Source organism: Pseudomonas sp. 28 E 9 (assembly GCF_900004785.1).
GTDB classification, from domain to species: Bacteria; Pseudomonadota; Gammaproteobacteria; order Pseudomonadales; family Pseudomonadaceae; genus Aquipseudomonas; species Aquipseudomonas orientalis_A.
The window spans coordinates 126,264-139,878 of sequence record NZ_CVTK01000054.1 but is presented as its reverse complement, the minus strand read 5'-3'; the positions used below and the strand labels follow the sequence as shown (position 1 = coordinate 139,878).

At 61.5% G+C, this 13,615-nt stretch carries 13 protein-coding genes; 8 read left to right on the top strand and 5 right to left on the bottom strand.

From position 1 onward, the window contains the following. Window positions 1–81: 81 nt before the first annotated feature. The 8 genes from BFQ00_RS22425 (at window position 82) to BFQ00_RS22390 (ending at window position 9,503) form a co-directional block, all read left to right on the top strand. Window positions 82–1,365, top strand: coding sequence for an L-pipecolate oxidase (locus BFQ00_RS22425; protein WP_065934793.1), 1,284 nt, complete (start codon window positions 82–84; stop codon window positions 1,363–1,365). A gap of 374 nt (window positions 1,366–1,739) precedes the next feature. Continuing rightward, the gene (locus tag BFQ00_RS22420; RefSeq protein ID WP_065894532.1) at window positions 1,740–2,873 is read left to right on the top strand and encodes a branched-chain amino acid ABC transporter substrate-binding protein; all 1,134 of its coding nucleotides are present in this window, start codon (window positions 1,740–1,742) and stop codon (window positions 2,871–2,873) included. A 210-nt stretch (window positions 2,874–3,083) separates the two neighbouring features. Next, entirely contained in the window at window positions 3,084–3,998 is a 915-nt protein-coding gene (locus BFQ00_RS22415) for an ABC transporter permease subunit (protein WP_034125666.1), read from the top strand. A 2-nt stretch (window positions 3,999–4,000) separates the two neighbouring features. Further along, a complete protein-coding gene (gene livM, locus BFQ00_RS22410; protein WP_065883355.1) occupies window positions 4,001–5,278 on the top strand; it encodes a high-affinity branched-chain amino acid ABC transporter permease LivM in 1,278 nt (425 codons plus the stop codon). Further along, window positions 5,275–6,150, top strand: a complete 876-nt coding sequence (locus BFQ00_RS22405) for an ABC transporter ATP-binding protein (RefSeq protein WP_065934792.1) — start codon at window positions 5,275–5,277, stop codon at window positions 6,148–6,150. Before livM ends, BFQ00_RS22405 begins: the two co-directional genes overlap by 4 nt. After that, complete coding sequence (locus BFQ00_RS22400; protein ID WP_065934791.1) at window positions 6,147–6,863, top strand: ABC transporter ATP-binding protein; 717 nt, start codon at window positions 6,147–6,149, stop codon at window positions 6,861–6,863. The genes BFQ00_RS22405 and BFQ00_RS22400 overlap by 4 nt, the downstream gene beginning before the upstream one ends. A gap of 764 nt (window positions 6,864–7,627) precedes the next feature. Next, a complete protein-coding gene (locus BFQ00_RS22395; protein WP_065883359.1) occupies window positions 7,628–8,392 on the top strand; it encodes an SDR family oxidoreductase in 765 nt (254 codons plus the stop codon). Window positions 8,393–8,597: 205 nt separating this feature from the next. Next, window positions 8,598–9,503, top strand: coding sequence for a cation diffusion facilitator family transporter (locus BFQ00_RS22390; RefSeq protein ID WP_065896739.1), 906 nt, complete (start codon window positions 8,598–8,600; stop codon window positions 9,501–9,503). A 31-nt stretch (window positions 9,504–9,534) separates the two neighbouring features. Here the strand turns inward: BFQ00_RS22390 and BFQ00_RS22385 are convergent, their stop codons facing one another. From BFQ00_RS22385 to ureE, 5 genes are all read right to left on the bottom strand, one after another. Then, window positions 9,535–10,644: an AGE family epimerase/isomerase gene (locus BFQ00_RS22385; protein ID WP_065934790.1), complete on the bottom strand. Its 1,110-nt coding sequence runs from the start codon at window positions 10,642–10,644 to the stop codon at window positions 9,535–9,537. 562 nt (window positions 10,645–11,206) lie between these two features. Then, window positions 11,207–11,779, bottom strand: a complete 573-nt coding sequence (locus BFQ00_RS22380) for a HupE/UreJ family protein (protein WP_065883363.1) — start codon at window positions 11,777–11,779, stop codon at window positions 11,207–11,209. A 20-nt stretch (window positions 11,780–11,799) separates the two neighbouring features. Next, window positions 11,800–12,414 (bottom strand): urease accessory protein UreG, encoded by a 615-nt coding sequence (gene ureG / locus BFQ00_RS22375; protein ID WP_017849719.1) that lies wholly within the window; start codon window positions 12,412–12,414, stop codon window positions 11,800–11,802. 21 nt (window positions 12,415–12,435) lie between these two features. Then, on the bottom strand, window positions 12,436–13,110 hold the full coding sequence (locus BFQ00_RS22370; protein WP_065883366.1) for an urease accessory protein UreF: 675 nt from the start codon (window positions 13,108–13,110) through the stop codon (window positions 12,436–12,438). Beyond that, the gene (gene ureE, locus BFQ00_RS22365) at window positions 13,107–13,607 is read right to left on the bottom strand and encodes an urease accessory protein UreE (RefSeq protein ID WP_065896742.1); all 501 of its coding nucleotides are present in this window, start codon (window positions 13,605–13,607) and stop codon (window positions 13,107–13,109) included. The genes BFQ00_RS22370 and ureE overlap by 4 nt, the downstream gene beginning before the upstream one ends. Window positions 13,608–13,615 lie beyond the last annotated feature (8 nt).

Sequence of the window (13,615 nt, the reverse complement as noted above, 5' to 3'; positions counted from 1 at the left end):
ATCGGGGGCAAGCCCCCTCCCACAGTTGATCTCATTTACACGTCAAGATTGTGGTCTGTTAGGTCTCATCGGAGTCTGGCAATGGCGCTGCGCGAAACATGTTTATGGGAACACCTCACCCCCAACCGGCCGGATCGTGCCGCGCTCAAAGGTGAGGTCAAGGTGGATGTGTGCGTGATCGGCGCCGGCATCACCGGTTTGTCGGCCGCCATTCATTTGCTCGAACAGGGTAAAAGCGTTGCGGTGCTGGAGGCCCATCGCACCGGCCACGGCGGTTCGGGGCGCAACGTCGGCCTGGTGAACGCCGGTATGTGGATCCCGCCGGACGAGATCGAAGCCGGTTTCGGCACAGCCGTAGGCAGCCAGCTCAACCGCATGCTGGGCGCGGCGCCGGCGCTGGTGTTCGGCCTGATCGACAAGTACAACATCGATTGCCAGTTGCGCCGCGAGGGCACCCTGCACATGGCGCATAACGCCCGTGGCGAGGCGGATCTGCGCAGTCGTGAAGAACAATGGAAGCGCCGTGGCGCGCCGGTCGAGTTGCTCACCGGGCAAGCCTGCGAGCAGGCCACCGGCACTACGAAAATCGCCGCCGCCTTGCTGGACCGCCGCGCCGGCACCTTGAACCCCATGGCCTACACCAGCGGTCTGGCGAATGCGGCCGTCGGGTTGGGCGGGCAGTTGTTCGATCATTCCCCCGTCACCCGGCTTGAGCGCCAGGGTGCAGTCTGGTCTGTGCAGACCGTCCAGGGCGCGGTGCAGGCCGCCCAGGTGGTGATCGCCTCCAATGCCTATACCGAAGGTGAATGGACCGAACTGCGGCGTAATTTCTTCCCCGGTTACTACTATCAGGTGGCATCGGCGCCGCTCACCGATGACGCCGCCGGGCGCATCCTGCCTGGCGGCCAGGGGTCATGGGACACGCGCCAGGTGCTGAGCAGCATTCGCCGCGACGCCGATGGTCGTCTGTTGCTCGGCAGCCTGGGCAACGGCAACCAGAAGCCGACCTGGTTCCTCAAAGCGTGGGCCGATCGGGTGCAGCAGCATTATTTTCCCTATCTCAAATCGGTGCAGTGGGAATACACCTGGACCGGCTGCATCGCGTTTACCCCCGATCACTTGATGCGTTTGTTCGAGCCGGCGCCCGGGTTGGTGGCGGTCACCGGCTACAACGGACGCGGCGTGACCACCGGCAGCGTGGTCGGCAAGGCGTTTGCCGACTATTTGTGTCACCACAATCCCCAGTCGCTGCCGATTCCCTTCGCACCGATGCAACCCCTGGCGGGCGCGGGCCTGCGCAGTTGCCTCTATGAAGCGGGGTTCTCGCTGTACCACGCTGGGCAATGCCTGCGGATCGTGGTCTGACCCGCGTAACAGCGCTCGTTAGCCGGTATTTTCTTAGCCGGCTACCCATCTGTATTGGTGCAAGTCGTAGCAATCACGCACTGTAAATGTGCAGTTCCGTTACGCACGGGGTTACAGCACCTGGAGCTGTCGTTTATCCCTTCGGTTGCAGGTGCCACCGTTCAAGGTTGCACTTTTTTGGCTTGCTGGTTGCACCTGTCGAGACTAGACGGTTGCACGTCCTGGCGGGGGGACGCGAAACGCCTGCAATAACAATGACACCGTGTCTTTTTGAAGAATAAAAAAGTAATGGCACGCGGCTTGCTCTGAGCTTTCAGTGAAAGGTTTGAATGCAAGTTGTCGTGCCAAAAATCAAAAATATCGGAGCACCACTCATGTCCCAGACGTTTTACAAGAAAGGTTTTCTGGCCCTCGCCGTTGCAGCGGCGCTGGGTGTTTCTACGTTTGTTCAAGCTGATGTGAAAATTGGTGTGGCAGGCCCGATGACGGGCGCCAACGCCGCTTTCGGTGAGCAGTACATGAAGGGTGCCCAGGCGGCAGCCGATGTTATCAACAAGGCCGGTGGCATTAACGGCGAGCAGATCAAGCTGGTGGCCGGCGATGACGCCTGCGAGCCAAAACAGGCAGTCGCAGTGGCCAACCGCCTGGCCGACCAGGACAAAGTGATCGGCGTGGTCGGGCACTTCTGCTCGTCCAACACCATCCCGGCGTCTGAGGTCTACGACGAAGCGGGCATTATCGCGATCACGCCCGGCTCCACCAACCCACAGGTCACCGAGCGCGGCCTGGGCGCCATGTTCCGCATGTGCGGGCGCGATGACCAGCAGGGCATCGTCGCCGGCGACTACATCGTCGACGTGCTCAAGGGCAAGAAAGTCGCGGTCATCAATGACAAGGACACCTACGGCAAGGGCCTGGCCGACGCCACCGCTGCCCAGCTGACCAAGCGCGGCGTCAAGCCGGTGCTGGAAGAAGGCCTGACCCGTGGCGAGAAAGACTTCAGTGCCCTGGTCACCAAGATCCGTTCCATTGACGCCGATGTCGTGTACTTCGGTGGCCTGCATCCCGAAGCCGGTCCTTTGGTTCGCCAGATTCGCGAGGCAGGCCTCAAGGCCGCGTTTATGTCCGATGACGGCGTAGTGACCGATGAACTGGCAAAAACCGCCGGTGGCAACCAGTACGTGGATGGCGTCTACATGACCTTCGGTGCTGACCCGCGTCTGTTGCCAGAGAGCAAGGCAGTGGTGGATGCCTTCCGTAAAAGCGGGTACGAGCCGGAAGGCTACACCCTGTATGCCTACGCCTCGATCCAGGCCCTGGCCGCCGGCTTCAACGGCGCCAAGTCCAACAAGGGTGAGGACGCTGCCAAGTGGCTCAAGGCCAACCCGGTTAAAACCGTCATGGGCGAAAAAACCTGGGATGCCAAAGGCGACCTGAAAATCTCCGACTACGTGGTTTACCAGTGGGATAAAGACGGCAAATACCACCAGCTGGAAAAACAGAAGTAATTCAACCGACTGCATGACCTCCCTGTAGGAGCGAGCTTGCTCGCGAAGAACGTCAACGATAACGCTGGTTTCCTGGATGCACACGGCGTTCTCTGGTTTTTCGCGAGCAAGCTCGCTCCTACAAGGGAGGGCGCGTGCCTAGCCTCTGTTTTCCTCCAGAAGCACCGCACACCCACCGGTGTGCAGGTGCTCACCGCGTGAGATTGCGTTATGGATGGTATTTTCCTGCAGCAACTGGTCAACGGCCTGACCCTCGGGTCGGTCTATGGCCTGATCGCCATCGGCTACACAATGGTCTATGGCATCATTGGCATGATCAACTTCGCCCACGGCGAGGTTTATATGATTTCCGCTTACCTCGCGGCGATCAGTCTGGCACTGCTGGCTTACTTCGGCATCGAATCCTTCCCGCTGCTCATTCTCGGCACCCTGATCTTCACCGTGGTCGTTACCGGCGTGTACGGTTGGGTCATCGAACGTGTCGCCTACAAACCGCTGCGCAACTCCACCCGACTGGCACCGCTGATCAGCGCCATCGGCATCTCCCTGATCCTGCAGAACTACGCGCAGATCGCCCAGGGTGCCAAGCAACAAGGCATTCCCACCCTGCTCGCCGGCGCCTGGCGCGTGGATATCGGCACCGGCTTCGTGCAACTGACCTACACTAAAGTGTTCATCCTCGTGGCGGCTTTCGCCGGCATGGCGTTGCTCACCTACATCATCAAGTACACCAAGCTCGGCCGCATGTGCCGGGCCACCCAGCAAGACCGCAAGATGGCCTCGATCCTGGGCATCAACACCGACCGCGTGATCTCCTACGTGTTTGTCATCGGCGCCGCCATGGCTGCCCTGGCCGGCGTGCTGATCACCCTCAATTACGGCACCTTCGACTTCTATGCCGGCTTCATTATCGGCATCAAGGCGTTTACCGCAGCGGTGCTCGGCGGCATCGGCTCCCTGCCTGGGGCGATGCTGGGCGGGATCATCCTCGGTATCTCCGAGTCGTTGTTCGCGGGGTTGATCAACTCTGACTACAAAGACGTGTTCAGTTTCTCCCTGCTGGTGGTGATTCTGATTTTCCGTCCCCAGGGCCTGCTTGGTCGCCCACTCGTGGCGAAGGTGTAAACATGTCTGCTGCCAAATCCATTGATATCAAGAAAAGCGTGGTCGATACGGTCCTCGCCGGGCTGATTTCGCTGATCGTGTTCGGCCCGATCGTAGGCGTGGTGCTCGACGGCTACAGCTTCAACCTGGAACCTGCGCGCGTTGCCACGTTGGTCGCCATTGTGATGGCCGGGCGTTTTGCCTTGAGCCTGTTCCTGCAAACCCCCAAGGGCGTGAAGATCCTGCAGGGTTTCGAAAGCAGCGGCTCCGGCGTGCACGTGTTGCCGCCGGACTACAAATCGCGGCTGCGCTGGATCATTCCGGCACTGATCGTGATCGCCATCGTGTTCCCGATTTTCGCCAACAAGTACCTGCTCACCGTGGTGATCCTCGGGTTGATCTACGTGTTGCTCGGCCTGGGGCTGAACATCGTGGTGGGCCTGGCCGGTCTGCTCGACCTGGGTTACGTGGCGTTCTACGCCATCGGTGCCTACGGCCTGGCGCTGGGTTATCAATACCTCGGCCTGGGCTTCTGGAGCGTGCTGCCACTGGCGGCGATCGCGGCGGCTTTGGCGGGGTGCATACTCGGATTCCCGGTGCTGCGAATGCACGGGGACTACCTCGCCATCGTGACCCTGGGTTTTGGTGAAATCATCCGCCTGGTGCTGAACAATTGGCTGTCGTTTACCGGCGGGCCAAACGGTATGCCGGTGCCTTCGCCGACGTTCCTGGGCCTTGAGTTCGGCAAGCGTGCCAAAGATGGCGGGATTCCGTTCCACGAGTTCTTCGGTCTCGATTACAACCCCAACATCAAGTTCATGTTCATCTACATCGTGCTGTTCCTGGTGGTGCTGGCGGTGTTGTATATCAAGCATCGCCTGACCCGTATGCCGGTAGGTCGCGCCTGGGAAGCCTTGCGCGAAGATGAAATCGCCTGCCGGTCCATGGGCCTGAATCACGTGCTGGTCAAACTCTCGGCATTCACCATCGGCGCCTCCACCGCCGGGTTGGCCGGGGTGTTCTTTGCCAGCTACCAGGGCTTCGTCAACCCGTCGTCGTTTACCTTTTTCGAGTCGGCGTTGATCCTGGCCATTGTGGTGCTGGGCGGCATGGGCTCGACGGTCGGCGTAGTCATCGCGGCGTTCGTGCTGACCGTTGCGCCGGAACTGCTGCGCAGTTTCTCTGAATACCGCGTGCTGTTGTTTGGCGTGTTGATGGTGGTGATGATGATCTGGAGACCGCGCGGCCTGATCCGCATCAGCCGCACCGGTGTGACGCCACGTAAAGGAGTGGCGCCATGAGCAAGGAAATAGTGCTGTCCGTCGAACACCTGATGATGCACTTCGGTGGCATCAAGGCCTTGAGCGATGTGAGCCTCAAGGTCGAACGCAACTCGATCTTCGCCCTGATCGGCCCCAACGGCGCCGGCAAGACCACGGTGTTCAACTGCCTCACCGGCTTCTACAAGGCCAGTGGCGGCAAGATCGAACTCAACGTGCGCGGCAAGCAGACCAACGTGATCCAGTTGCTGGGCGAGCGCTTCAAGGCCAGCGATTTCGTATCGCCGAAAAGCTTCCTCAGCCGCGTGTACTACAAGATGTTCGGCGGCACCCACCTGGTGAACCGCGCCGGCCTGGCGCGGACCTTCCAGAACATTCGCCTGTTCAAGGAAATGTCGGTGCTGGAAAACCTGCTGGTGGCCCAGCACATGTGGGTCAACCGCAACATGCTCGCGGGCATCCTCAACACCAAGGGCTACCGCAAGGCCGAAAGCGATGCGCTCGACCACGCGTTCTACTGGCTGGAAGTGGTCGACCTGGTGGACTGCGCCAACCGCCTGGCCGGTGAGCTTTCCTACGGCCAGCAACGCCGCCTGGAAATCGCCCGCGCCATGTGCACCCGGCCGCAGATCATCTGCCTGGACGAACCGGCAGCGGGCCTCAACCCCCAGGAAACCGAAGCCCTCAGCGCGATGATTCGCCTGCTGCGCGACGAACACGACCTCACGGTAGTGCTGATCGAACACGACATGGGCATGGTGATGAGTATTTCCGACCACATCGTGGTGCTGGACCACGGCAACGTGATTGCCGAAGGCGGGCCGGACGCGATCCGCAACGACCCGAAAGTGATTGCCGCCTACCTGGGCGCGGACGAAGAGGAGCTGGTATGAGCGGGCCTATCCTCGAAATGAAGGACCTGGACGTGTTCTACGGCCCGATCCAGGCCCTGAAAAAAGTCTCGCTGCACATCAACGAAGGCGAAACCGTCAGCCTGATCGGCTCCAACGGCGCGGGCAAATCCACGCTGCTGATGTCGATCTTCGGCCAGCCACGGGCCGAGTCGGGGCAGATTCTCTATAACGGCGTGGACATCACCCACAAGTCGTCCCACTACATTGCCTCCAACGGCATCGCGCAGTCGCCGGAAGGGCGGCGGGTATTCCCCGACATGACCGTCGAGGAAAACCTGCTGATGGGCACCATTCCCATTGGCGACAAGTTCGCCGGTGAGGACATGCAGCGCATGTTCGAGCTGTTCCCACGGCTCAAGGAGCGGCGCAACCAGCGGGCGATGACCATGTCCGGCGGCGAGCAGCAAATGCTCGCCATCGCCCGCGCGCTGATGAGCCGGCCCAGGCTGTTACTGCTCGATGAGCCGAGCCTGGGCCTGGCGCCGATTGTGGTGAAGCAGATCTTTTCCACCCTGCGCGAGCTGGCCTCCACCGGGATGACCATCTTTCTGGTGGAACAGAACGCCAACCACGCCCTGCGCCTCTCGGACCGGGCGTATGTGATGGTCAACGGTGAGATTCGCCTGACGGGGACCGGCAAGGAATTGCTGGTGAACGAGGAAGTGCGCAACGCCTACCTCGGCGGTCACTGACTGCGCAATACCCTGTGGGAGGGGGCTTGCCCCCGATAGCGATTCGTCAGTCAGCACATCTGACACTGACCCACCGCCATCGGGGGCAAGCCCCCTCCCACATTTGATTTCGAGTGGCTTTTGAAATTGTGGAAAACAATTCCAGCCCTCCTCTGAAGCGCGACATATAGCCGCCGCAAATCCCTGTTTTGTCACAGTTTTGACTTGTCCCCATCCACTGTGGAACCGGCTGTGGGTAACGTGGGAGTACCTGGCTGCAAGCCTTTGAATACGCGGCCTGCAGGCTCGTGGTTGTTTTTTGATCAGGGGCTTTTTCACGACCGTCCGAGGGTTTTGTCAACCTGTTTAAAGACACAGGTATATGACCGAAACAGGTCAGTTCAGCCTGTGGATAAGTCTGTGATTAAACTCTGGAAAGACCGCCGCAGAGGCCGGAATGACTGGCCTGTAGCCATCGTTCGTATCCCATCGAGTGAAATTGCCTGCATACGCCCTGCGTCCTGGTCAAGCAAAAAACTTTCTGCAAACACCTGCAAGCCTTGTATACCGTGGCCCGAGGCGATATGCACTTGCCCCCAAAGACTGTGGGCGCAGTTGTGGATAACCTGCGCGTACATGGCTGCAGGCCGCGATTCATATAGCGCTGCCAGGTGTGGTTAAAAAATGATCAAGCCAGCATGTAGGCGTGCGTATAGCGGTTGCCGCAACGGCGGCGTAAGGGCATTCTGCTGGCAACTTTTTTCGTTGCCCGCAAGGAGAACACCATGTCCGACACGCTGTTTATTACTGGCGCCACATCAGGTTTCGGTGAAGCCTGCGCCCGCCGTTTTGCCGAGGCCGGCTGGAAACTGGTACTCACCGGTCGGCGGGCCGAGCGCTTGAACGCGCTGGTCGAAGAGCTCTCCCGTCAGACCGAAGTGCATGGCCTGGTGGTGGACGTGCGTGATCGCCAAGGCATGGAAGAGGCCATCGCCAGCCTGCCGCCATCGTTCGCCACGCTGCGCGGGCTGATCAACAACGCCGGCCTGGCCGTGGGCACCGACCCTGCGCCCAAGTGCAACCTCGACGATTGGGAAACCATGGTCGACACCAATATCAAGGGCCTGTTGACCACTACCCACCTGTTGTTGCCGCGCCTGATCGCCCATGGCCGTGGCGCCGGGATCATCAACCTGGGTTCCATCGCCGGCAGCTACCCCTACCCGGGCAGCCACGTGTACGGCGGCTCCAAGGCGTTCGTAAAGCAATTCTCGCTGAACCTGCGCTGCGACCTGCAAGGCACTGGCGTGCGTGTGACCAACATCGAGCCGGGCCTGTGTGAGAGCGAGTTTTCCCTGGTGCGTTTCGGTGGGGATCAGGCGCGCTATGACGCGACCTATGCCGGCGCCGAGCCGATCCAGCCGCAGGATATTGCCGACACAATCTTCTGGGTGCTCAACACCCCCGCGCACGTGAATATCAACCGGCTGGAGCTGATGCCGGTGAGCCAGACCTGGGCTGGGTTTGCGATTGAGCGTGGGGCCAAGTAAGGCTTTGGACCGAGGCGCTGCCATCGGGGGCAAGCCCCCTCCCACATTGGATCGGGTTCACAGATTTTGATTTGTAATCCATTCAAGTGTGGGAGGGGGCTTGCCCCCGATGACGTCAAATCGGCCAAAAACAGGCCATAAGGTACACTCCGCGCCTGGAAACCCCACCGCACCCTGCGGTTTAAAGGTTTTGACGGGAGGAAATGTGAGTAACCGAGGTGAGCAGGCACTGCTCAAACAATCGACCATCCTGATGTTCGCCGTCGCGATCGCCGGGATCGTCACGGGTGTGATATCCGGCGCCCAATCCATTCTGTTCGACGGCTTTTTCTCGCTGATCGCCACCGCCATCAAGGTGCTGATGCTGATCACGGCCAAGCTGATCGCCAAGAAAAGCAACGAGCGTTTCCAGTTCGGCTACTGGCACCTGGAACCGATGGTGCTGTTGATCGAAGGCAGCTTCCTGCTGCTGATCGCCATCTATGCGTTTCTCAACGGTGTGTTCGGCATCATCAATGGCGGTCGCGACATCGAGTTGGGGCTGGTGATCGTGTATGCGGCGGTGTTTACCGTGGTGGAATTCGCCTACTTCTTCTATGTGCGTTACCGCAATCGCACGCTCAAGTCATCGCTGATCCAGTTCGACAACATCAGTTGGCTGGTGGACGCGATGCTGTCGGTGGGCTTGCTGATCAGCTTTCTGGCGGCACTGTTGCTCAAATCCCAGGGCTATGGCGAGTGGGCGGTGTACGTCGACCCGCTGATCCTGATTCTGCTGGCCCTGAGCATGCTCGCGCCGGCGTTCAAGATCCTGCGCCCGGCCTTGCGTGAGGTGCTGGGGATTGCTCCGGATCACTTGGACGACACCGTGCGCGAAGTGATGGACGCGGCGCAGGCCCGGCATGGCTTCGACGACTACGTGTCCTACGTGCAGAAGCACGGGCGGGCACGATTCATTGAAATTCATGTGGTGTTGCCGGCCGATTACCCGGTGGATAAGGTCGCGACCCTCGACGGATTGCGCGAAGAGATATCCACAGCGCTGGGCACGCCGGATGCGGCGCGCTGGTTGACGATCAGTTTTACTGGGGATCGCAAGTGGATTGCGTGAGGGCTGTTAGACCCCGATGAGGCCCTGAAGATCAGCCCAAATACTGGATCAGACCCTGATAGCAAGTCGCCAAATGATAAGGCGTGGTAGACGGCATATCCCGCCGGCTCACCGTGCCCTCGGCATCCAGGCATTCATGCCAGCCCTTCTCATGCAGGAAATGCTCTTGCAGCGCCAGCAATTGACGCTGCAGCACCACCTCGCTGCCGGGGCGCAAGGTCAATGCCCGCAGGTACTCGGCCTGGGCCCAGATACGCTGGGTGCCGTCGCGCACCGCGCCATCCACTGAAAGCATGCCACTGACCGCACCGCTCAACTTATCCACACCGGTGTGTTCGGCATAGGCGAACGCCCGTGTCAGCGACGCATGCAGCGGTGTGCCGCGCAGTACGGGCGAGGACTCGAGCAAAAAGAACCATTCGAACTGGTGCCCCGGTTCAAACCAGTTGTCCACAGCACCCAGCGGTTTTTCCAGCATCACGCCATGTTCGCGGTCGATGAAGCGTTGCTGCATGGCCGTCGCCAATGCCAGCAGGGCCGCTTGTACCTCGGCGTCCTCACGCACCGCGAGGGTGGCGAGGAAGCCTTCGGCCAGGTGCATCAACGGGTTTTGCAATGGGCCGGACTTGAGCGAGGCCCAGTTGCGGTCCAGCACCGCTTCGTACAGGCCGTCACCGGTGGCGAAGCGTTGGGCGACCACTTCCAGCGCGGCGTTGAGCACCGACTCCACCAAGGGTTCACGTACCTTGGCCCAGTATTGGGCGCAGGCAAAGATGATAAAGGCGTGGGTGTAGAGGTCTTTGCGTTTATCCAGTGGCTGCCCGGCCGGGTCGATGCTGTAGAACCAGCCGCCGTGTTCGGCGTCGTGGAAATGCTGTTGCAGGGAACGGAACAACTGCGCCGCACGCGCTTGCGCGAAGTCCGTGCCGGGCTCGCCGATCAGGCTGGCAAACAGGTACAACTGGCGGGCGCAGGCCATGGCGCGGTAGCGTTGCGGGGGCAGTGGCCGATGCTCGGCGTCCAGCGCCTCAAACGGTAGTGCCAGGTCGGCATTCCAGCCCGGGCCCTGCCACAGCGGCACGATCAGGTCATGGAAGTGCGTGAGCACGGAATTCAAAGCGGGTGGAGAAGCGATGGGCATTGGCTGGCGTCGTCACGGCAGGGGTGTGGCGCGCATGTTATCAGGCTTGAGAACTGTGGTGTCTGTGGCGCCGCTATCGGGGGCAAGCCCCCTCCCACCTTTTGACTGTATTCACAAATCTAAGTGTGGGAGGGGGCTTGCCCCCGATGGGGCCCTCAGGGCCGACCAGGGTGTTGGATTAGACCGAGTACATATCCGTTTCTGCGGTAACGGCCACTTAGGGTTCCGCCCAACGGCGGCTCACTTTTGAAAAGCGCAAAAGTAAGCAAAACGCTCTTGCCCCACCACTCGGCACCTCGCTTAGGCTCGGTGTGCCCGAACGCAGGCTTGAATCCGTGGGCCGCCGCCACGCGCCATCCATGGCGCGGGGCGGCTAACCCGGCGTCCTGCCGGGTTGCCCACGGATTCAAGCCTGCGTTCGGCCAGCGTGGTTTAACGGGGCGCCTGAGATCAAGATCAAAAGCAGATCAAGATCAAGGGCGACTCGCTTCGCATCGTGGGTACGGTTGAGCGCTACAGAGTTGTTTAGATGCCCCGATGAGGCCTTCAGCAGCGCTGAAGATCAGCCCGCCAACAACCAAACCCCGGTCGCCGCCGAAGCCGCCCCCGCCACCCGTACCAACGGTGCCGCCGCCGCAGGCAGGAAACGCACCACCGCGTAACCCGCCGCATGCAACGCAGCCGTCGCGCCGACAAACCCTGCCGCGTACGCCCAGGGGCTGGACATGTCCGGCAGTTCCAGGCCATGGGCCACGCCATGGAACAACGCAAACAACGCCGTTGCCCCCACCGCCACCCACAGCGGTGGCCGCACTGCCAGCGCTACCGCCAGGCCCAGCGCCAGTACCGATGCGGCGATCCCGCTTTCCAGTGCCGGCAGTTGCAGGCCTTCAAAACCGAGCATGCCACCGATCAACATGGTGCCGACGAAGGCACACGGCAGCGCCCAGCGTGCGTTGCCTTTTTGCTGCGCCGCCCACAGGCCGACCGCAACCATGGCCAGCAGGTGGTCGAGCCCGCCCAATGGGTGGCTGATACCGGCGACCAGGCCATTGTCGCCGTGGCCCGGGTGAGCGAAGGCGAGGGCGGGGGCCAGCAGCAGCGCGGCGGTGGCGAACAGTTTCTTGAGGTTCATAAACAGGCTCCGTAGGGGAATCAGGCAGCGGTCAGCAGGCCTTGACGTTCGATAAAGGCGACGATTTCATCCAGGCCGACGCCGGTTTTCTGATTGCTGAACACAAAGGGTTTGCCATTGCGCATGCGTTGGGTGTCGCTGTTCATCAATTCCAGCGAGGCGCCCACCAGCGGCGCGAGGTCGATTTTGTTGATCACCAGCAGGTCGGATTTGCAAATACCGGGCCCGCCCTTGCGCGGCAGCTTGTCGCCGGCGGACACATCGATCACGTAGATGGTGAGGTCCGACAGCTCGGGGCTGAACGTCGCCGACAGGTTGTCGCCACCGGACTCCACCAGAATCAGGTCCAGGCCTGGAAACCGGCGGTTGAGCTGGTCCACCGCCTCCAGGTTGATCGAGGCATCTTCGCGGATCGCCGTGTGCGGGCAGCCGCCGGTTTCCACGCCGATGATGCGCTCCGGCGCCAGGGCCTGGTTGCGCACCAAAAAATCTGCGTCTTCGCGGGTGTAGATATCGTTGGTAACCACTGCCAGGTTGTAGCGGTCGCGCAGCGCCAGGCACAGGGCCAGGGTCAGGGCGGTCTTGCCGGAGCCGACCGGGCCGCCGATGCCGACGCGCAGGGGTTGTGTGTTCATGGTGGGTTCTCCAAAAAAGCCTCAGGAACGGAACAGGCGGCTGTACTGGCGCTCGTGGGCCATGCACGCCAAAGACAGGCCAAACGCGGCGCTGCCAAGGTGATCGGGTTCGACGCGGCCAGCCTCGTGCTGGGCCTGCTGCAACAGCGGCAGCAGTTCGCTGGTCAGGCGCTGCGCGGCTTGCTGGCCCAGGGGCAGGGTTTTCATCAGCACGGCCAACTGGTTTTCCAGCCAGCTCCAGAGCCAGGCGGCGAGGGCGTCGTCGGGGCGGATGGCCCAGGCCCGTGCGGCCAGGGCCCAGCCAAGGGCCAGATGGGGTTCAGGCTGTTGGTCAAGGAAATCACGGGCGTCGGCGTCCAACTCGGGCAAGCCACTGAGCAGTTGTTGCAGGGAGTAGCCCATCTGCCGGCTCTCCTGATACAGCTCGCGGGTTTCGCGGCTGGCACGGTGTTCTTCACACAACTGCGCCAGGCGCGGCCAGGCCTGTTCCGCTGCGGCGCGGCAGTGGGCGAGCAGCAAGGGCGCTTCGAAACGCGCGAGGTTGAGCAGCAATTGATCGCTGATCCAGCGTCGCGCGCTGGCGGCATCGTTGACGCGGCCGTTCTCCACCGCCATTTCCAGGCCCTGGGAGTAGCTGTAGCCGCCAATCGGCAATTGCGGACTGGCCAGGCGCAACAGCGCCCAGGCCGGGTTCATGGACGCACGCCGAACTGATGCAGTTTGGGCGCGTAATTGAAGTCTTCGTCACCGTGGCGCGAGTGGTGATGACCACCGCCATAGGCGCCGTGCTCGGGTTGGAAAGGCGCCTCGATGGGGTGCGCATCGGCGCCCAGCTGTTCCAGCATGGCCTTGAGCACATAGTCATCGAGCAGGCGCAGCCAGCCATCGCCGACCTGCAGGGCGACATGGCGATTGCCCAGGTGATAGGCCGCGCGGGTCAGTTCAAACGCGTTGCGGCAGGTGACATGCAGCAGTTGCTCAGGGCGTGCGCAGACACGTACGACGCGTCCGTCCTCGGCTTGCAGGAATTCGCCATCGTGCAGCGGCGGTTGCCCACGCTCCAAAAACAGGCCGACGTCTTCACCGTCGGCACTGAAACAGCGCAGGCGGCTTTTGCTGCGGGCTTCGAAGTTCAGCAGCAGCTCGGCGGCCCAGAGGGCCTGGGGGGCGATTCGGCGGTGGATCACCAGCATCGGAGGGT

What these genes read in the sequence shown, in the direction of transcription:
- BFQ00_RS22425 (WP_065934793.1), top strand. Translation starts at nt 82, where the DNA reads ATGGCGCTGCGCGAAACATGTTTATGGGAACACCTCACCCCCAACCGG.
- BFQ00_RS22420 (WP_065894532.1), top strand. Translation starts at nt 1,740, where the DNA reads ATGTCCCAGACGTTTTACAAGAAAGGTTTTCTGGCCCTCGCCGTTGCA.
- BFQ00_RS22415 (WP_034125666.1), top strand. Translation starts at nt 3,084, where the DNA reads ATGGATGGTATTTTCCTGCAGCAACTGGTCAACGGCCTGACCCTCGGG.
- livM (WP_065883355.1), top strand. Translation starts at nt 4,001, where the DNA reads ATGTCTGCTGCCAAATCCATTGATATCAAGAAAAGCGTGGTCGATACG.
- BFQ00_RS22405 (WP_065934792.1), top strand. Translation starts at nt 5,275, where the DNA reads ATGAGCAAGGAAATAGTGCTGTCCGTCGAACACCTGATGATGCACTTC.
- BFQ00_RS22400 (WP_065934791.1), top strand. Translation starts at nt 6,147, where the DNA reads ATGAGCGGGCCTATCCTCGAAATGAAGGACCTGGACGTGTTCTACGGC.
- BFQ00_RS22395 (WP_065883359.1), top strand. Translation starts at nt 7,628, where the DNA reads ATGTCCGACACGCTGTTTATTACTGGCGCCACATCAGGTTTCGGTGAA.
- BFQ00_RS22385 (WP_065934790.1), bottom strand. Translation starts at nt 10,644, where the DNA reads ATGCCCATCGCTTCTCCACCCGCTTTGAATTCCGTGCTCACGCACTTC.
- BFQ00_RS22380 (WP_065883363.1), bottom strand. Translation starts at nt 11,779, where the DNA reads ATGAACCTCAAGAAACTGTTCGCCACCGCCGCGCTGCTGCTGGCCCCC.
- ureG (WP_017849719.1), bottom strand. Translation starts at nt 12,414, where the DNA reads ATGAACACACAACCCCTGCGCGTCGGCATCGGCGGCCCGGTCGGCTCC.
- BFQ00_RS22370 (WP_065883366.1), bottom strand. Translation starts at nt 13,110, where the DNA reads ATGAACCCGGCCTGGGCGCTGTTGCGCCTGGCCAGTCCGCAATTGCCG.
- ureE (WP_065896742.1), bottom strand. Translation starts at nt 13,607, where the DNA reads ATGCTGGTGATCCACCGCCGAATCGCCCCCCAGGCCCTCTGGGCCGCC.